The sequence below is a fragment of the Streptomyces sp. NPDC087906 genome, from assembly GCF_055584925.1.
On record NZ_JBVJLC010000001.1, the window covers coordinates 723,472 to 741,364 of the forward strand.

A 17,893-nucleotide genomic window follows, 5' to 3' on the forward strand; every position below is an offset into this window, starting at 1 on the left:
GGGCGGCGGACCCGGGGCGGGGCCCGGGGCGGTGCCGGCTAGTCGGTCGGTTCGGCGTCCGGGCCGGTGCCGGGTCCGGATTCGGCCGCCTTCGCCGCCGCCTCGGCGCGCTTGATCGCCGCGTCCCTGCCCCGTACGTACCAGATGCCGATGAGCCCGAGCCCGCCGCCGGCCAGGCAGGTCCAGATCCACCAGGCGTGCCCGTGGTCGGAGTACCAGCCGTAGAACGGGAGCTGCACGAGGAACAGGACGAACCAGATGATCGTGCCGCCGGTGACGGTGCCGACGATCGGCCCCTCAAGGGGCTCGGGCGCCTCGCGCCGGGGCGTTCCCGCCGAAGAACTGGTCATGGCCGTCAGTCTATGGCGGGGTCGGGCCATACCGACCGGGGGCAGCCCTCCGCGCTGTCTACGCGCGGAGATAGCAATCTTCGCTTGATCTATTCATACTGAAACGGTTTTCGGCCGATCTGGCCGGATCTCGCTGTCTCCCACCGCTTATCGATCTTCCCCCCACGACGACTGAGGTTCCGCATGCCGCCCCTTGACCGCTACTTCAGGATCTCGGAGCGCGGCTCCTCGGTCGCCCGCGAGGTACGGGGCGGCTTCGCCACCTTCTTCGCGATGGCCTACATCATCGTGCTGAACCCGATCATCCTCGGCAGCGCCAAGGACATGTACGGCCACCACCTGGACGGCGGCCAGCTCGCCACCGCCACCGTGCTGACCGCCGCCTTCTCCACCCTCCTGATGGGCGTCATCGGCAATGTGCCGATCGCGCTGGCCGCCGGGCTCGGCGTGAACTCCGTCGTCGCCCTCCAGCTCGCCCCGAGGATGAGCTGGCCCGACGCGATGGGCATGGTCGTACTCGCCGGTGTCATCGTGATGCTGCTGGTCGCGACCGGGCTGCGGGAGCGCGTCATGAACGCCGTGCCGACCGGGCTGCGCAAGGGCATCGCCATCGGTATCGGCCTCTTCATCATGCTGATCGGGCTGGTCGACTCCGGCTTCGTCTCCCGCATCCCGGACGTCGCCCAGACCACGGTGCCGCTCCAGCTCGGCGGCGACGGGCACCTGAACGGCTGGCCGGTGCTGGTCTTCGTGCTCGGGGTGCTGCTCACCCTCGCGCTGATCGTCCGCAAGGTGCCGGGCGCGATCCTGATCTCCATCATCGCCATGACGGTCCTCGCGCTGATCATCAACGCCGTCGTCCCGAAGCAGCCCAACTGGGGTCTGACCACGCCCAAGTGGCCGGGCAACCCGGTCGCGGCCCCGGACTTCGGCCTCTTCGGTCACTTCAGTCTCTTCGGCGGCTTCCACAAGGTTGGCATCCTGACCGGGGTCCTCTTCGTCTTCACCGTGCTGCTGTCCTGCTTCTTCGACGCCATGGGCACGATCCTCGGCGTCGGCGACGAGGCCAAGCTGATGGACGACAAGGGCCGGCTGCCGGGCATGAACAAGGTGCTGTTCATCGACGGCATCGCGGTCGCGGCCGGCGGCTCGACGTCGGCGTCCGCCGGTACCTGCTTCGTGGAGTCGACGGCCGGTGTCGGCGAGGGGGCCAGGACCGGCCTGGCGTCCGTCGTCACGGGCGCGCTCTTCGCGCTCGCGCTGTTCCTCACCCCGCTCGCGACGATGGTCCCCTCCCAGGCGGCCACCCCCGCGCTGATCGCCGTCGGATTCCTGATCCTCGCCGGATCGGTAAGGGACATCGACTGGGGCGACTTCACCATCGCCGTGCCGGCGTTCCTGGCCATGGTGCTGATGCCGTTCACGTACTCGATCACCAACGGCATCGGCGTCGGCTTCATCACCTTCTGCGTCCTGCGGCTGGCCGTCGGGCGCGGCAGGGACGTACCGGTGCCGATGTACGTGGTGTCGGCGGTGTTCGTCTTCTACTACCTGATGCCGGCGCTGGGCCTGACGTAAGGCGCGCCGATCGGAGCAGGGCCGGAGCGCGCCGATCGAGCAGGGCTAGGCCGTCGAGCCGTAGAACTTCTCCGTCTCGTCGACGGCCACCTTGAACCGTTCGTCGAAATCGTCCCGGACGAGCGCCTGGACCACGTAGTCCTGGACACTCATCCCCCTTATGGCGGCATGGCGCCGGAGCCGGTCGAGCAGCTCACCGTCGATCCGCAGACTGAGCACTGTCGATCCCATGCGGACCAGGGTCACGGGCGGGCCGGGCCCGGCGTGTCGCTTTCCGCCGCAGTCTCACTCGTACGAGTGATGTGGGGGTAAATGACCCCCGATCCGTGTGTGCTAGACCACCGCTGCGCCCCGTGCGCGCCGGTAGTATTTAGCATGGGTAATGAGTTACGCTAAATACATGCCTGACCTGACCCACGGCGACGAGAACGACGCCGCCGTGAACGCCATCCGCTCCGCCGTCATGCGGCTGGGCCGGCGTCTGAAGCATCAACACGTGGACGAGTCGCTGAGTCCCACCGAGATCTCGGTGCTCGGCACCCTCGCCCGTTGCGGCTCTGCCACACCCGGCGAACTGGCCCGCAAGGAACACGTCCAGCCGCCCTCGATGACCCGGATCGTCGCGCTGCTGGAAGCGAAGGGGCTCGTCAGGCTGGAGCCGCATCCCGACGACCGCCGGCAGAAGGTCGTCAGCCAGACCGAAGAGGCAGAGGCGATGCTCGAACAGAGCCGCCGCAAGCGCAACGTCTGGCTGACCACGCTCGCCGAGGGCCTGGACGAGGACGAGTGGGCGAAGCTGCGCGCTGCCGCCCCCGTGCTGGAGAAGCTCGCGCATCTGTAAACGCTGAAATCCGCGCGCCGTAATGGAGGCGAACCCACTTTGAGTACGGGATCCGGAGCAGACTCCGCCCCCGCACCGAATTCCACCCTCGACAGCAAGACGGACAAGACCGGCACGACCGGCGGCGGTACCTTCTCGTCGCTGAGGATCCGCAACTACCGCCTCTTCGCGACGGGCGCCGTCGTCTCCAACATCGGCACCTGGATGTCCCGGGTCACACAGGACTGGCTGGTCCTGAGCCTGACCGGCTCCTCCGCGGCCGTGGGCATCACCACCGCGCTGCAGTTCCTGCCGATGCTTCTCTTCGGCCTCTACGGCGGTGTCATCGCCGACCGCTACCCCAAGCGGCGCATCCTGATCGTCAGCCAGGGCCTGATGGGCCTGTGCGGCCTCGTCCTCGCCGTACTGACGCTCTCGGGGAACGTCCAGGTCTGGCACGTGTACCTGATCGCCTTCATGGTCGGCATGGTCACGGTCGTCGACAACCCGAGCCGGCAGTCCTTCGTCTCGGAGATGGTCGGCCCCGACCAACTGCGCAACGCCGTCAGCCTCAACTCGGCCAACTTCCAGACCGCCCGGCTGATCGGCCCCGCCGTCGCCGGTGTCCTCATCACCTCGATCGGCAGCGGCTACTCGTTCCTGCTGAACGGCCTGTCGTTCCTCGCCCCGCTCACCGGCCTGCTGCTGATGCGCCAGAGCGAGCTGCACAAGGCGCACCGCGTCGCGCGCGGCAAGGGGCAGTTGCGGGAAGGACTGCGCTACGTACGAGGCCGGCCCGATCTGATCGGGCCGATCGTCCTTGTCGGCTTCATCGGCACGTTCGGCTTCAACTTCCCGATCTGGCTGACGGCCTTCGCCAACGACGTCTACCACGGCGGCGCCGGGATGTACGCCTTCTTCAACATCCTGATGGCGGCCGGCTCCCTGGCCGGAGCCCTGCTCGCGGCCCGCCGCCGCGCCACGAAGCTGCGGCTGCTGATCATCGCGGCGATGGGCTTCGGGCTGCTGGAGATCCTGGTGTCCCTGTCGCCCACGGTGTGGCTGTTCTCGCTGCTGCTGGTGCCGATCGGGGTGCTGGGCATGACGACCAACATCACCACCAACACCCGCGTCCAGATGGCCGCGGAACCGGCCATGCGGGGCCGGGTGATGAGCCTCTACATGATGGTCTTCGTCGGCGGCACCCCTGTCGGCGGCCCGCTGCTCGGCTGGGTGTCCGACACCTTCGGCGCCCGCATCGCCTTCGCGGCGGGCGGCGCGGTCTCCCTGATCGCCGCGGCGGTCATCGGACTGGTGATGGCACGCGTGGTCGGAGTCAGACTCAAGGTCGGCCTGCGCGACGGCCGCCCGCATGTGGAGTTCGTCCCCCGGGGCGAACTGGCGACGGCGGCGTAATCCCACGTCCCGTAAGCCCCCGTACGACAAGGCCCCGCCCGGCACATCCGGACGGGGCCGTCGTCATGACTCACGCGGGCACTCGTTAACCTCGGAGCGTGGATCCCAAAACCCGGAACCGGATCATGGCCGGTGTGCTTGTGCTGCTGTTGCTCGTCGTCGCCATCGCGGCGGCGGTCGGCTGACGCCGCCGTAGCGGCGCCAGCGCGACCTTGCCCGTCGGCTCGCAGCCCTTACCGCAGCCCTTACCGGGTTACCAGGCGAAGGCCTCCGGCGAGGGGCCCGGGCCCGGGAAGATCTCCTCCAGCGAGGCCAGCACCTCGTCCGACAGCTCCAGGTCCACCGCGCGTACGGCGGACTCGAGCTGCTCCAGCGTCCGCGGTCCCGAGATCGGGCCCGTCACGCCGGGGCGGGTGAGCAGCCAGGCCAGCGCCGTCTCGCCCGGGTCGATGCCGTGCTTGTCGAGCAGGTCCTCGTACGACTGGATCTGCTCCCTGAGCGACGAGTCCTTCAGCCGGGCGGCCGAGCGGCCACCCGCACCGCTGCCGTCGCGCTCCTTGCGGATCGCGCCGCCCAGCAGCCCGCCCTGGAGGGGCGACCAGGGGATGACGCCGAGGCCGTACTCCTGCGCGGCCGGGATGATCTCCATCTCGGCGCGGCGCTCGGCCAGGTTGTACAGGCACTGCTCGCTGACCAGGCCGTACGAGCCGACGCGGCGCGCGTTCTCGTTGGTCTGGGCGATCTTCCAGCCGGGGAAGTTGGACGAGCCGGCGTAGAGGATCTTGCCCTGGGCGATCAGCGTGTCGATCGCCTGCCAGATCTCCTCGACCGGGGTGGCACGGTCGATGTGGTGGAACTGGTAGATGTCGATGTGGTCCGTCTGCAACCGCTTGAGGCTGGCGTCCACGGCGCGACGGATGTTGAAGGCGGAGAGCTTGTCGTGGTTCGGCCACGGCGGGCCGTCCCCGCCGGCCATGTTCCCGTTGACCTTGGTGCCGAGGACGACCTTGTCGCGCCGGTCACCGCCCTTGGCGAACCAAGTGCCGATGATCTCTTCGGTGCGGCCCTTGTTCTCGCCCCAGCCGTAGACGTTGGCGGTGTCGAAGAAGTTGATGCCGGCGTCGAGCGCGGCGTCCATGATGGCGTGGCTGTCGGCCTCGTTGGTGAAAGGCCCGAAGTTCATCGTCCCGAGGACGAGTCGGCTGACCTTGAGTCCGGTGCGTCCGAGCTGCGTGTACTTCATGACTCAACAGCCAACGTCTTCGAGTGCACTCGAAGCAAGCCCCTGTTGGAGTGCTCCGGGGCGGGGGTGCTGTGGGGCCGCGAGCGTGCGTGCCAGGCATCGCGAGCCGGACGAGACTTTGCGGACACGACCTAGCGATGCACGGCGAAGCCGTCCAGCGCCGCCAGCACCTCGCGCCGCTCGGTCGCGCTGCCCTTGTGCCCCGCGTCCTCGACGATCACCAGCCGCGCGTCCGGCCAGGCCGCCGCCAGGTCGACCGGCACCTCGGGCCGGGTGCCGAGGTCGAACCGGCCGTGCACCAGCACGGCGGGGATCCCGGCCAGCCGGCCCGCGTCGCGCAGCAGCGCGCCCTCCTCCAGCCAGGCGCCGTGCGAGAAGTAGTGCGCGCAGATCCGGACGAGAGCCAGCCGGGCGGCGGCCGGCCGGTCGCTGTACGGACGGGCCGAACCGCTCGGCTCGTCGGACAGGACCGCGTCCTCCCACGCGCACCAGTCGAGCGCGGCCCGCTCGCGCACGGCGGCGTCGGGGCTCTCCATGAGGAGCGAGTAGGCGGCGGGCAGCGCGAGGGGTACGTTCAGATCGCCGCCGACCTGCTCGCGCACGCGGTCGGGGACGGCATCGCGGAAGCGCGCCCACTGCTCGGGGAATTTCGCGCCGACGCCCCGGTACAGCCAGTCGACGTCCGAGCGGCGGGTCATCGTGACGGACGCGATGACGATCTCCGACACCCGCTCCGGATGCCGCTCGGCGTACGCGAGGATCAGCGTCGAGCCCCAGGAGTAGCCGTACAACAGCCAGCTCTCGACGCCGAGATGGACCCGCAGCCGCTCCATGTCGGCGATGAGGTCGTCGGTGGTGTTGTGGCTCATGTCGGCGGCGGGGTCGCTCGCGTGCGGGGTGGAGCGCCCGCAGTTGCGCTGGTCGAACAGGACGACGCGGTAGCGCTCGGGGTCGAACCATTGCCGGGTACCGGGCCTGCACCCGGAGCCGGGCCCGCCGTGGACGACGAGGGCGGGCTTGCCGTGCGGGTTGCCGCAGACCTCCCAGAAGACGTGGTTGCCGTTGCCGACGTCGAGCAGGCCGTGGTCGTAGGGCTCGACGGGGGGATGGAGGGTGGCTTCCTGCGACATGGTGTTGCTCTCCCTGAGGCCGGGGGATCGGACCCCGACCCTAGGGGATACAACAGCGCTGTCACATTTCTTTTCGATCAGGGGACGAGGACGAGCCGGCCCCGTACCCCGCCCGCCGCCAGCCGGGCGTGCGCTTTCGCCACCTCGGCGAGCGGGTACGTCCCGGCGACGCGCGTCGTCAGCACCCCCGCGTCCAGCAGCTTCACCAGCTCGGCGAGGCGGGCGCCGTCGGGGCTGATCTGCACCGTCTCGATCCGCACGGACCGGACGGGGGCGGGGGAGGCGCCGGGGATGACGCCCACGTGCGCGCCGCCGTCCCGTACGTACGCCAGCGCCGTCTCGCCGAGCACCGCCGCGTCGAGGACGGCGTCCACACCGGCGGGCGCGACGGTCGCGCCGCGCGGTACGAAGGTGTCGGCGCCCAGCGACCGTACGAGCTGCTCGTCGTCCGGCCCGGCGAGGGCGGTGACGGTGATCCCGGCGTGGTGCGCGAGCTGGACGGCGAACCCGCCGACCGCGCCGCCGGCGCCGGTGACCAGCAGCGAGTCCCCGGCGCTCAGGGCGAGCAGATCGAGGGCCTGCGCGGCGGTCAGGGCGTTGAGCGCGAGCGTGGAGGCGTGCACGGTGTCGACGGTGGCGGGCGCGGGCGCGACCGCGGAGGCGTCCACGACGACGTACTCGGCGTGGGACTTCGTCGCCGCGGGCCCGTACGACACCCCGACGACCGCGGTGCCGCGCGCGAACCCGGCGCCCTCGCCGGCCGCGTCGACGGTCCCGGCGAGATCCCAGCCGAGGCCCAACTGCCCGTCGGTGAGCGGTACGAGGTAGCCGTCCCGGTACGCGGCGTCCACGGGATTGAGCGCGGCGGCGGCCACCTTGACCCGCACCTGCCCGGGTCCTGGCTCGGGCAGCGGGGTCTCGACGACCTCCAGGACGTCGGGGCCACCGAAGGACTTGATGACGACTGCGCGCATGGCGAAACTCCTGAACTGGGGCTGGTAGGCGGTCCGTTGAAGTGCGAACCGTTCGGGTACGCACCCTCAGGTACGAACCCTTCGGGCACGAACTTTAAGAGAGCTACAGTCTCTTGGTAAGTACGTACGGCAAGGTGCGTTCGGTACCCGGAGGTAAGACATGCCGACCAAGACGGCAGCAGCCCGCCGCGACGAGGCCCGCCGCGCCTACGACGCGTTCCTGAAGGAGTGCCCGACACATCAACTGCTGGCCGCGATAAGCGACAAGTGGGTCAGCTTGATCGTGACGGCGCTGGGGGAGGCCGGGGGCGATGGCGGGGGCGACGGCGGGGGTGCGATGCGCTACAGCGACTTGGGCCGGCGGATCCCGGGAGTCAGCCAGAAGATGCTCACGCAGTCCCTCCGCTCGCTGGAACGCGACGGCCTGATCACCCGCGAGGTAACCCCGTCGGTCCCGGTACGGGTCGACTACGAACTGACCCCCCTGGGCCAGAGCTTGCGCGGCCTGCTGTCCGCGATCAAGGACTGGGCGGAAACCCACTTCGAGCAGGTGGACGAGGCGAGGGGCAGGTACGACGAGGAGGCCGCGGGGGCGGCATGAGGGGACGCGTGCCCCGCTGGCGACCGCCGAGATTAGGCGCCCGTAGGGCCGCCCCCTGAGGTTTGAGTGTCGCGGTTCCGGTCCGAGAGGGAAGGGTGGGGGCGGCCGGGGGGACCACGGGCAAGCTGGGATCGTGGTGGCGGGTGCGTGGCCGGGTGCGGGTGCCGCGCGGTGGTTGCGTGGGGGGACTCGGGCAAGCTGGGATCGTGGTGGCGGGTGCGTGGCCGGGTGCGGGTGCCGCGCGGTGGTTGCGTGGGGGGACTCGGGCAAGCTGGGATCGTGGTGGCGGGTGCGTGGCCGGGTGCGGGTGCCGCGCGGTGGTTGCGTTGGGGGACTCGGGCTGGCTAAGCGTCCGCTCCGGTGGGTGGTCGGCTGGGGTGCATGCCCCGCTGGTCACTGGGGGTTGGTGGGTGCGGGTGAGTGCGCATGGGCCGGGGACTGTGCGGGCCGGAGGGATTAGCCGCCCGTGGGGCCGCCCCCTGAGGTTTGAGTGTCGCGGTTGCGGTCCGGGCGTCAAGGGCGCTCCTTTGTCGCGTCGCTTCGCGATGGGCTGCGCCCACCCTTGACTCCCGGCCCTCCACCGCAAGTACCTCTTTTTGGGGGGGCGGCCGGGGGGACCACGGGCGAGCTGTGCTCGCGGTGGCGGGTGCTTGGCCGGGTGCGGGTGCCACGCGTCAGTTGCGTGGGGGGACTCGGGCTGGCTAAGCGTCCACCCCCACCGGGTAGTAGCTGAGTCTCATGCCCCGCTGGTCACTGGGGGTGGGTGGTGGGACGGGTGGGACGAGGGATGGCTTGTGGGGCGTCGGCCCCGGGCCTTTTGCGTGGGGAGTTGCGTTAAGCGCGCCATCGGGCACATCAGGCCGGTGGGAGCACCCGGTCGGTGAATCGGATGTGACGGGTGTGACGGAAGATGCCCCGTGGGGCGGGCCTGTGGAGCCTTATGCGTGGGCGGTTGCGTTAGGTGCGCTGTGGGGGTGCATCAGGCGGGTAGAGCATCCGAGTGGTGGGGCGGGTGTGGCCTGTGTGCCCAGGGGGGGCACCCGGCAGGGGCTGCGCGTACCCGTCCGCGCGCCAGGCCCGGCCGACCCTCACTTCCACCCCACCATCAGGCCCATCCATGGGCTTGGTGCTCTCTACAGCGCCCCTAACGCAACGCCCGACGCATAAGGCGCCCGATGGTCGCCCCACGGACCATCCTCCGTCCCTCCAGTCACACCCGCCCCACCGCCGAAGTCGCTCCACCGGCCGGGTGCGCCCTACCGCGCGCCTAACGCAACTCCCCACGCAAAAGGCGCCCGACGGCCTCCCCACGGGCCATCCCCCGTCACCCCAGTCACACCCGTCCCACCCGCCGGTCCGTTGCCCCGGCCCCGCTTCCTCCGCCAGGGCACCCTCCCGTCCCCCACCCACCCCGAGTGACCAGCGGGGCATGAGTCTCAACCGCTACCCGGTGGGGGTGGACGCCGAGACGGCCCGAGTCCCCCCACGCAACTAACGCGTGGCACCCGCACCCGGACAAGCACCCGCCACCACGAACCCAGCCTGCCCGTGGTCCCCCCGGCCGCCCCCCCAAAAAAGAGGTACTTGCGGTGGAGGTTCGGGAGTCAAGGGTGACCGCAGGTCATCGCGAAGCGACGCGACGTAGGAGCGCCCTTGACGGCCGGGCCGGAGCCGCGACACTCACACCTCAGGGGGCGGCCCTACGGGCGGCTAATCCCTCCGGTCCGCACAGCTTCGGGCTCATGCGCACTGACCCGCACCCGGCCACCCCCGGTGACCAGCGGGGCATGAGTCTCAGCTACTACCCGGTGGGGGTGGACGCTTAGCCAGGCCGAGTCGCCCCATGCAACTGACGCGTGGCACCCGCAGTCGGCCGAGCACCCGTCACCGCGATCCCAGCTTGCCCGTGGTCCTCCCGGCCGCCCCCCCAAAAAAAGAGGTACTTGCGGTGGAGGTTCGGGGGTCAAGGGTGGGCGCAGCCCATCGCGGAGCGACGCGACGTAGGAGCGCCCTTGACGCCCGGACCGCAACCGCGACACTCACACCTCAGGGGGCGGCCCCACGGGCGGCTAATCCCTCCGGCCCACCCACCCCCCGGCCCATGCGCACTCACCCGCACCCGTCGTCCGAGAGTGACCAGCGGGGCATGCATCCCAGCCGACCACCCGCCGGGGTGGACGCTAAGCCCACCCGAGTCCCCCCATGCAACTACCGCGCGGCAGCCGCACCCCGCCAAGCACCCGCCACGACGAACCCAGCGTCCCAGCGTCCCAATGGCCCCCCGGCCCCCCGGCCGCCCAGCTCCCGGCTCATGCCGTCTTGACCCGCGCCCGTCGGCACAGGGTGATCAGCGGGGCATGCGCCCCAGCCGACCACCCACCGGGGCGGACGCCAAGCCCACCCCAGTCGCCCCACGCAACCGCCGCGCCGCACCCGTCAGTCGGCCACGCACCCGCCGCCAACCCCGCGCTTACGCCTCCAGCCAGCGCGCCGCGTCCAGGGGGTAGCTCGACTCCGGGGTCACCGTTCTGAGGTCCGCTTCCAATTCTCGTAGGCGCGTTGGGCCCAGTCTTGTGGACCAGTCCGCTCTCAGCTCGTCGAAGATCGCCGCCGAGCGGGCCAGGGCGTCCAGGCCGTGGGGGGTCAGGTGGATCAGTTTGCGGCGGGCGTCTGTGGGGTCTGTGGTGCGGTCCGCGTAGCCCAGCGACTCCAGGCGGTCGATCGTCTTGCCCGCCGCCTGTTTGGAGACGCCCAGGCGGCGGCCGACCGTTACCGCCGTCGCGCCGTCCAGGCCGATGGCCTGCATCGCGAAGCCGTGGGCCGGGCGCATGTCCGGGTGGCCCTGGCGGGCCAGTTCGGCGTGGGTGCGGTCGATCAGGGAGCGGAACCCCGCGAACAGCAGCAGGGGGAGTTCGTAGCCGGGAGTGTCAGGGCGCTCAGGCATCCTTCGCCTCGACAAAATCGACAACCTCGTTTACTGTTTTTTCGTCAACCATGTTGTCCATTCTAGGAGCGCCACCGTGTTCGTCGACCACACCCCCCAAACCGCTCCCCCCGCCTCCCGCCGCGCCATGGAAGCCACCACCCGCCACCTCGGCTACCTCCCCTCCGCCGTCGCCCGCCTCGCCGCCTCGCCGCAGTTGCTCGACGGGTTCCAGAAGCTGACCGCGCTCTTCGACGCCACCACCCTCGACCCCCTCGCCCGCGAGGTCGTCGTGATGACCGTCGCCGCGCGCAACGACTGCCACGTCTGCGTCCTCATGCACACCGCGCGACTCCGTGCCCTCGGTGCCGACGACGCGTTGATAGCCGCCCTCCGTACGGGGGCGGACGTGGCCGACCAACGTCTTCGCGCCGTCCGGCAGTTCACCCTCGCCGTCCTCGACACCGCCGGTGGCGTCGACGACGCCACCCTCGCCGCCTTCCTCGATCACGGCTTTACGCGGCAGAACGCCCTCGAAGTCGTCCTCGGCGTCGGTACCTACACCCTGTCCACCTTCGCCAACCGGCTGACCCGCGCCCCCGCCGACCCCCAACTCACAGCCGCAGCGGCCCCGGCGGGCTCGTAGCGACCGCCCAGGCCCCATGCCTCGTGCATCGCGTCCGCGAAAGCCGCCGCCAGTTTGTGTTCGCCCGACGGCGCGGGGTGCGTCCCGTCGTACGTGTCCTCGCCCAGGTCGTATCCCGGCGGGTGTGACGCCAGGAGCAGCGGCGACCTCGGCTCGTCCAGGTCGGCGACCGCCTTCGCCAGCAGCTCGTTGAACCGCTCGACCTCGGCGGCGAAGGCCGCGTCCGTCGTGGCCCTGACGTTCGGTATCACCGGCAGCAGGACCATCCTGATCTGCGGATTGGCCGCCCGCGCCTCCGCGATGAACGTCCGCGCGTTCCGCGCCGCGCTCCCGCTGTCCGTGTAGAAGCCGAGGTCGATCAGGCCCAGCGAGACGAGCAGCACGTCCGCCCGCTCCCCAGCCACCGCCGCGCGTATCCGGGGCGCCAGATGGCACCACCCCTCGCCCCACGCGGCGAGATGGCCACGGGCCGCCATGGGGAAGTCCGGGGCGCCGTAGTCGTACGAGACGGGCGCGCCGGCCGCCGCGTCGTACAGCCCGGTCGACGGGCCGACCACCCGGAACGGGGCGCCGAGCGACGCTTCCAGGTGCCGCCACATCCGGTAGCGCCAGGTGACGTCGCCGGCGTGTCCGATGGTCATGGAGTCACCGACGAACATGAAACGCATCGGATCATCATCCCCGTCGGTGGCCCGAGATGGCAGGCTGGGGGGTATGCGTCCGCTTCCGCGCCATCTTGGCCTGCGTCTTTCCGGGTTGTCCGCCGCCGTCTTACTGGCTGCGGCAGCCGCCGTGGCGGTCGCGCCGGTCCCCGCCGCCTCGGCCGACGAAGGGTCGCCCGACCAGAGCTTCACGATCAAGGACCCGCGGATCACCGAATCCAGCGGCCTGGCGGCGAGCCGCATCCACCGCGGCATCTACTGGACGCACAACGACAGCGACGACGGGCCGTACGTCTACGCCGTCGATTCCCGGACCGGCGAGACCGTCGCCACGGTCACCATGAAGGGGATCGGCTCGCCCCGCGACGTCGAGGCCATCTCCATCGGCCCCGACGGCGACATCTACGTCGGTGACATCGGCGACAACCTCGGCGGAAGCTGGGACCACGTCTGGATCTACCGCTTCCCCGAGCCCAAGCAGCTCAGGAACGAGACGGTGCGCGCGACGCAGTTCACCGTCAAGTACGCCGACGGCCCCCGCAACGCCGAGTCGATGATGGTCGACCCCAAGTCCGGACGGGTCTACATCGCGTCGAAGAACGAGGACGGCGGCGGGCTCTACGCCGGTCCCACCCACCTCACCGCCTCGCGCACGAACGTCTTCCGGCGGATCGGAAATGTGCCGTGGGTGACGGACGGCGCCTTCTCCCCTGACGGCCAACAGCTCGTGCTGCGCTCGTACTTCAGCGCCCGCAGCTACGACTGGCAGAACGGCAAGCTGGGCGAGGAGCACTCGGTGAGCGCGCCGTTCCAGGCACAGGCGGAGTCGGTGACGTTCACGGCGGACGGCAGCGCCCTGATGTTCGGCTCCGAGGGCGAGGACAGCGGGGTACGACGGGTGGACGTCGCGAAGAAGGAGAAGCCCGAGCGGGCGGAGCCCGGCCCAGGCGGCAAGTCCTCACCTTCGGGGGGTACTTCGCCCTCCACCGGCAGCACAGGCGCCGACGACTCCTCCCACACCAACACCACACTCGGCGCCGTCGTCATCGCCGGCGTGGCCGCCCTGTTCTTCGGCTTCAAGCGGCTCCGGCGGAAGGAGTAATGGGCGGCAGGGCCGCCCACGGTCCCTACTCGATCGCGTCCAGCTTGATCACCGGGAACGTCCGCTCCGTACGCGTCTCGTACTGCCGGAAGTCCGGCCAGTACGCCACCATCACCGCGTACAGCCGCTCCCGCTCAGGCCCCTCCCGCAGCACGGTCGGCTTCGCCTTCAGCGTGCGGTCGCCGACCTCGATGGTCGTCTCCGCCATCGCCTCGACGTTCGCCACCCACTGCGGATCCTTCTCCGCGCCGCCGTTCGAGCCGCCGACCAGGAAGCTGCCCGCGTCCGTCGTGTACACCAGCGGATTCACCCTCGGCAGCCCGGTGCGCCTGCCGAGCGTGTGCAGCAGGAGCATGTTCTTGCCCTCGAAGTGACCGCCCACCCGACCGGCGTTGGCCCTGAACTCGGCAATGATCGGCTCGTTGAAATCGCTCATTGCGCCATGCTAGGTCGCACAGTTGAGCCAGGGCCCACGCCACGCAGCGGGCCGGGGCGGCAGGTCGAGCGGCAGGTCGAGCGGCACGTCAGGCGGCAGGTGGAACGGCCGGCCGTGCCGCTGCCGTCAGAGGTGCTCGATCACGTAGTCGACGCACACCGTCAGCGCCTCGACGTCCGCCGGGTCGATCGCCGGGAACATCGCCACGCGGAGCTGGTTGCGGCCCAGCTTGCGGTACGGCTCGGTGTCCACGATGCCGTTGGCGCGCAGCGCCTTGGCGACCGCCGAGGCGTCGATCTCGTCGTCGAAGTCGATCGTGCCGATGACCTGCGAGCGCTTGGCCGGGTCGACCACGAACGGGGTGGCGTACTTGGACGCGTCGGCCCATCCGTACAGCGTGCGCGACGACGTGGCCGTACGGTCCACGGACCAGTCGAGGCCGCCCTGCGAGTTCAGCCAGGTGAGCTGCTCGTTGAGCAGGAACAGCGTGGCGAGCGCCGGGGTGTTGTACGTCTGGTTCTTCAGCGAGTTGTCGATCGCCGTCGGCAGCGAGAAGAACTCCGGTACGTGCCGGCCCGAGCCGTGCACGCGCGCCGCGCGCTCCAGGGCCGCCGGGGAGAAGACGGCGATCCACAGGCCGCCGTCGGAGGCGAAGGACTTCTGCGGCGCGAAGTAGTAGACATCCGTCTCGGAGATGTCGACCGGCAGGCCGCCCGCGCCGGACGTCGCGTCGACCAGGACCAGCGATCCCTCGTCGGCGCCCGCGACGCGCTTGATCGGCGCCGCGACACCGGTGGAGGTCTCGTTGTGGGTGAGGGCGTAGACGTCGACACCCGCCTCCGCCTTCGGGTCCGGGTGCGAGCCGGGGTCGGTGGTGATGATCGTCGGCTCGGCCAGCCACGGGGCGAGCTTGGACGCCTTCGCGAACTTGGAGGAGAACTCGCCGAACGACAGGTGCTGGGACTTGTTGTCGATCAGTCCGTGCGTCGCGACGTCCCAGAACGCGGTCGAGCCGCCGTTGCCGAGGATCACCTCGTAGCCCTCGGGGAGCTGGAAGAGGTCGCGTACGCCGTCACGTACCGCGCCGACCAGGTTCTTCACCGGGGCCTGGCGATGGGACGTGCCGAGCAGTGACGTGCCGGTGGCGGCCAGTGCGTCCACCGCCTCCGTCCTTACTTTGGAGGGGCCAGCGCCGAAACGGCCGTCGGCGGGCTTGATGTCAGCAGGAATCTGGATATCGGCCACGGCCCGGAGCGTAGTACCTCACGCCGGATGCTGGACAGCTCTGTCCGTCGGATGAGACGCATCCGGCCAATACCGCGTTGTCTTATGTGCGGATAAGTGCACTATCGGTAACGGCTCACCGGTCGGCTCACCTGACGGCGGCCGACGTGTCGCCGGCCGCCGCCTGGACCGCGCCAAGACCCGCACCCGCGCCGAGCCCCTACGACGCCGCAACTACCGTGTCCCCGCCCAGCCGCACCGGCAGCTCGTACAGGTCGTTCTGCGTCACCACCGGCTTGTTCCGCAGCTCGGAGGCCGGGACCGCCAGGTCCAGCTCGGGGAAGCGGGCGAACAGCGCGGGCAGTGCCACCGCCGCCTCAAGACGCGACAGCGCGGCGCCGGGGCAGACATGCGCGCCGTGGCCGAACGCGATGTGCCGGTTCGGGGTGCGGGTCGCGTCGAACTCCCCGGCCGTCGGGCCGAACTGCCGCTCGTCGCGGCCGATCGCGCCGTACGACACGATCAGCGCCTCGCCCTTCGGCAGGACGGAGTCGCCGACCTCGACGTCCTCCGTCGCGAACCGGAACAGCACGTGCGAGGTCGGGCTCGACCAGCGCAGCGTCTCCTCGACCACGTCCTCCCAGCTCACCTTGCCCGCCATGACGAGGTCGCGCTGCTCCGGGTGGGTCTGGAGGGCCACGACGGCGTTGGTGATCAGGCTGATCGTCGTCTCGTGACCGGCCGCGATCATGAGCTGGAGGGTGTTGACGATCTCGTCCGTGGTGAAGTGGTCGCCCTCGGCCGACGCCGCGATGAGCGCGCTCGTCAGGTCGTCGCCCGGATTCGCCTGCTTGGCCTCGACGGTCCGCAGGAACAGCGCGGAGATGTCCGCCATGAGCTGGGGCACCTCGGCGGGCGGTGTCTGCGTGGAGAAGAACTTGTCGAAGTAGTCCTTCAGTTGGGGGTGGTCGGCCCGGTCGACCCCCATCAGGTCGCCGACCACGCTCATCGGCAGCGGATACGCGAACTCCGCCTTCAGGTCGACGGACTCGCCAGCGCCCGCCGCCTCGTACGTCGAAGCCAGCCGGTCCAGCAGATCCGCCGTCAGTTTCTCTATGCCCTCGCGCAGTTCGGCGACCCGCCGTACGGTCAGCGCCTGCGCGACGAGCGTGCGCATCCGGCGGTGCTCGGCGCCGTCCACCGTCAGCATCGAGCGGGGCGGGTTGGCGAGCCCGATCAGCGGCCAGTCCAGGGGTATTTCGCCGCGCTGCCACGCGCCCCACACGTTGATGTCCTTCACCAGCCGCGCGTCACCGAGGAGTTGGCGCGCCTCCGCGTGGTGCGTGACCGACCAGCAGGCCACCCCGCCCGGCAGCACGACCCGGGCGAGCGGGCCCGCCGCGCGCAGCGCCGCGCTCTCCCCGTCGAGATCCGAGACGAACGGGTCCAGGACGATCGGACCGGCGCCCGCAGGACCGGCCTCGGCCGCACTGGCCGCTCCCGTAGCCGCACCACCGGCTCCGGTAGCCGCCGCGCCGTGCTCGTGGGGACAGGTCATCTCAGGCCTCCGTGGGCTGTCGCGCTTCCAAGAGCGGGGGTCGGGGTGAAGGTGACCGGCAGCTCCGTCAGCCCCCGCAGCCAGGGGGAGGGCCGCCGGGTGAGCGATGCGGCGGGTACGGCGAGGTCGATGTCCGGCAGCCGGTCGAGGAGCACCTCGATGGCCGTACGGGCGATGACCTCGGCCACTTCCTGCGCCGGGAACGGACAGCGGTGCTCGCCGTGGCCGAACGAGAAGAAGGCGTTGTTGCCGCCGGTGAGCGTGGAGCCGTCCGTACGGATCTGCGGGTCGTAGTTGGCCGCGGCGAAGCTGAGGATCAGCAGGTCACCGGCCTTGATGCCGCGGTTGCCAAGACGGGTGTCGCGGGCGGCCCAGCGTCCCGCGATGTTCTGCGAGGGGGTGTCCTCCCACAGGACCTCGTTCATGGCCTCGGCCACGCTGTGCCGGCCGCCGGACAGGGAAGCGGCGAACCGGTCGTCGGTGAGCATCAGCCGCAGCGAGTTGCCGATCCAGTCGGCGGTCGGCTGGTGCCCGGCCGCCATCATCACCATCAGGTCCTGGACGATCTCCTCGTCCGTGAAGTCGGCCGGGTCGCGCATCATCAGCGACGCGACGTCGTCGCCCGGCGCCTCGTGCTTCTCGATGAGCAGCCCCGCCATCGACTCGCCGAGGTGCTGCTGGCCCGCGATCGCGCGTTCGCGGCCGTCGATCATGTCGTTCAGCGCGGTGACCAGGCCGGGGCCTTGGGCGTCGGGGAAGCCGTACATCTTCGCCAGGATCCGCACCGGCAGGAGCATCGCGTACTGGCCGATGATGTCGGTCGAGCCGCGGGTGCAGAACGTGTCGATCAGGTCGTCCGCGTACTGCTCCGCGTACCTCTTGAGCTCGAACGGGTCCTGCGCCTCCAGCGCGTTGCTGAGCATCGCCGCGCGCTCGCGGTGCCGTTCGCCGACGGTGTAGAGGATCGACGGCTGCTTGTGGCCGATCATCGGCAGCAGCGGCCAGTCGTCGGGGATGTTCTCCCACTGGTTCCACAGCTCGGAGTCGCGGCTGAAGAGCACCGGGTCGCTGGTGAGCTGGTGCAGTTCGCGGTAGCCGAGCACCAGCCAGGCGGGGATGTCCCCGTCGAGCACGACGGGGGCGACCGAGCCGTGGTCGCGCCGCATGTCCCGGTACAGCTCGTGCGGGTCGGTCTGGAACCGCGGACCGCTCAGCGGTACGGCGGCGGGC

The 17,893-nt window shown here is 70.4% G+C and carries 17 protein-coding genes; 6 read left to right on the top strand and 11 right to left on the bottom strand.

What is annotated here, in order from left to right:
* Positions 1 to 38: 38 nt before the first annotated feature.
* On the bottom strand, positions 39 to 350 hold the full coding sequence (locus ACZ63I_RS03200) for a DUF2530 domain-containing protein (RefSeq protein ID WP_469334806.1): 312 nt from the start codon (positions 348 to 350) through the stop codon (positions 39 to 41).
* Between the two features lie 183 nt (positions 351 to 533).
* On the opposite strand from ACZ63I_RS03200, the gene ACZ63I_RS03205 reads away from it, so the two are divergent.
* On the top strand, positions 534 to 1,928 hold the full coding sequence (locus ACZ63I_RS03205) for an NCS2 family permease (protein WP_469334808.1): 1,395 nt from the start codon (positions 534 to 536) through the stop codon (positions 1,926 to 1,928).
* 45 nt (positions 1,929 to 1,973) lie between these two features.
* Here ACZ63I_RS03205 and ACZ63I_RS03210 read toward each other — a convergent pair whose 3' ends face one another.
* On the bottom strand, positions 1,974 to 2,159 hold the full coding sequence (locus ACZ63I_RS03210; protein ID WP_041995956.1) for a type II toxin-antitoxin system TacA family antitoxin: 186 nt from the start codon (positions 2,157 to 2,159) through the stop codon (positions 1,974 to 1,976).
* A gap of 169 nt (positions 2,160 to 2,328) precedes the next feature.
* Between ACZ63I_RS03210 and ACZ63I_RS03215 the strand changes: the two genes are divergently transcribed.
* Together ACZ63I_RS03215 and ACZ63I_RS03220 are read left to right on the top strand one after the other, a co-directional pair.
* Positions 2,329 to 2,769, top strand: coding sequence for a MarR family winged helix-turn-helix transcriptional regulator (locus ACZ63I_RS03215; RefSeq protein ID WP_041988442.1), 441 nt, complete (start codon positions 2,329 to 2,331; stop codon positions 2,767 to 2,769).
* A gap of 39 nt (positions 2,770 to 2,808) precedes the next feature.
* Positions 2,809 to 4,164 carry an MFS transporter gene (locus ACZ63I_RS03220; protein ID WP_469334809.1) on the top strand — a complete coding sequence of 452 codons (1,356 nt, stop codon included), beginning with the start codon at positions 2,809 to 2,811 and terminating at the stop codon, positions 4,162 to 4,164.
* A 253-nt stretch (positions 4,165 to 4,417) separates the two neighbouring features.
* Here ACZ63I_RS03220 and ACZ63I_RS03225 read toward each other — a convergent pair whose 3' ends face one another.
* From ACZ63I_RS03225 to ACZ63I_RS03235, 3 genes are all read right to left on the bottom strand, one after another.
* Complete coding sequence (locus ACZ63I_RS03225; protein WP_469334811.1) at positions 4,418 to 5,407, bottom strand: aldo/keto reductase; 990 nt, start codon at positions 5,405 to 5,407, stop codon at positions 4,418 to 4,420.
* A 131-nt stretch (positions 5,408 to 5,538) separates the two neighbouring features.
* Positions 5,539 to 6,537 (bottom strand): prolyl aminopeptidase, encoded by a 999-nt coding sequence (pip, locus tag ACZ63I_RS03230; RefSeq protein WP_469334813.1) that lies wholly within the window; start codon positions 6,535 to 6,537, stop codon positions 5,539 to 5,541.
* Positions 6,538 to 6,614: 77 nt separating this feature from the next.
* The gene (locus ACZ63I_RS03235; RefSeq protein ID WP_469334815.1) at positions 6,615 to 7,511 is read right to left on the bottom strand and encodes an NADP-dependent oxidoreductase; all 897 of its coding nucleotides are present in this window, start codon (positions 7,509 to 7,511) and stop codon (positions 6,615 to 6,617) included.
* Between the two features lie 160 nt (positions 7,512 to 7,671).
* Here ACZ63I_RS03235 and ACZ63I_RS03240 point away from each other — a divergent pair, with 160 nt between their 5' ends.
* Positions 7,672 to 8,112, top strand: coding sequence for a winged helix-turn-helix transcriptional regulator (locus ACZ63I_RS03240; RefSeq protein WP_469334816.1), 441 nt, complete (start codon positions 7,672 to 7,674; stop codon positions 8,110 to 8,112).
* A 2,470-nt stretch (positions 8,113 to 10,582) separates the two neighbouring features.
* Here ACZ63I_RS03240 and ACZ63I_RS03245 read toward each other — a convergent pair.
* The gene (locus ACZ63I_RS03245; protein ID WP_469334817.1) at positions 10,583 to 11,056 is read right to left on the bottom strand and encodes a MarR family winged helix-turn-helix transcriptional regulator; all 474 of its coding nucleotides are present in this window, start codon (positions 11,054 to 11,056) and stop codon (positions 10,583 to 10,585) included.
* A 127-nt stretch (positions 11,057 to 11,183) separates the two neighbouring features.
* Between ACZ63I_RS03245 and ACZ63I_RS03250 the strand changes: the two genes are divergently transcribed.
* Entirely contained in the window at positions 11,184 to 11,681 is a 498-nt protein-coding gene (locus ACZ63I_RS03250; RefSeq protein ID WP_469335534.1) for a carboxymuconolactone decarboxylase family protein, read from the top strand.
* Here the strand turns inward: ACZ63I_RS03250 and ACZ63I_RS03255 are convergent.
* Positions 11,594 to 12,349, bottom strand: coding sequence for a GDSL-type esterase/lipase family protein (locus ACZ63I_RS03255; protein WP_469334818.1), 756 nt, complete (start codon positions 12,347 to 12,349; stop codon positions 11,594 to 11,596). The two genes, ACZ63I_RS03250 and ACZ63I_RS03255, sit on opposite strands and share 88 nt — an antisense overlap.
* A 46-nt stretch (positions 12,350 to 12,395) precedes the next feature.
* Between ACZ63I_RS03255 and ACZ63I_RS03260 the strand changes: the two genes are divergently transcribed.
* Positions 12,396 to 13,445 carry a WD40 repeat domain-containing protein gene (locus tag ACZ63I_RS03260; protein WP_469334820.1) on the top strand — a complete coding sequence of 350 codons (1,050 nt, stop codon included), beginning with the start codon at positions 12,396 to 12,398 and terminating at the stop codon, positions 13,443 to 13,445.
* Positions 13,446 to 13,470: 25 nt separating this feature from the next.
* Here the strand turns inward: ACZ63I_RS03260 and ACZ63I_RS03265 are convergent, their stop codons facing one another.
* The 4 genes from ACZ63I_RS03265 to ACZ63I_RS03280 form a co-directional block, all read right to left on the bottom strand.
* Positions 13,471 to 13,881: a nitroreductase/quinone reductase family protein gene (locus ACZ63I_RS03265; protein WP_469334822.1), complete on the bottom strand. Its 411-nt coding sequence runs from the start codon at positions 13,879 to 13,881 to the stop codon at positions 13,471 to 13,473.
* A 126-nt stretch (positions 13,882 to 14,007) separates the two neighbouring features.
* Positions 14,008 to 15,126, bottom strand: coding sequence for a phosphoserine transaminase (gene serC / locus ACZ63I_RS03270; protein ID WP_469334824.1), 1,119 nt, complete (start codon positions 15,124 to 15,126; stop codon positions 14,008 to 14,010).
* A gap of 199 nt (positions 15,127 to 15,325) precedes the next feature.
* Positions 15,326 to 16,663, bottom strand: a complete 1,338-nt coding sequence (locus ACZ63I_RS03275; protein WP_469334825.1) for a cytochrome P450 family protein — start codon at positions 16,661 to 16,663, stop codon at positions 15,326 to 15,328.
* Complete coding sequence (locus ACZ63I_RS03280) at positions 16,660 to 17,877, bottom strand: cytochrome P450 (protein ID WP_469335536.1); 1,218 nt, start codon at positions 17,875 to 17,877, stop codon at positions 16,660 to 16,662. Before ACZ63I_RS03280 ends, ACZ63I_RS03275 begins: the two co-directional genes overlap by 4 nt.
* Positions 17,878 to 17,893: the final 16 nt, after the last annotated feature.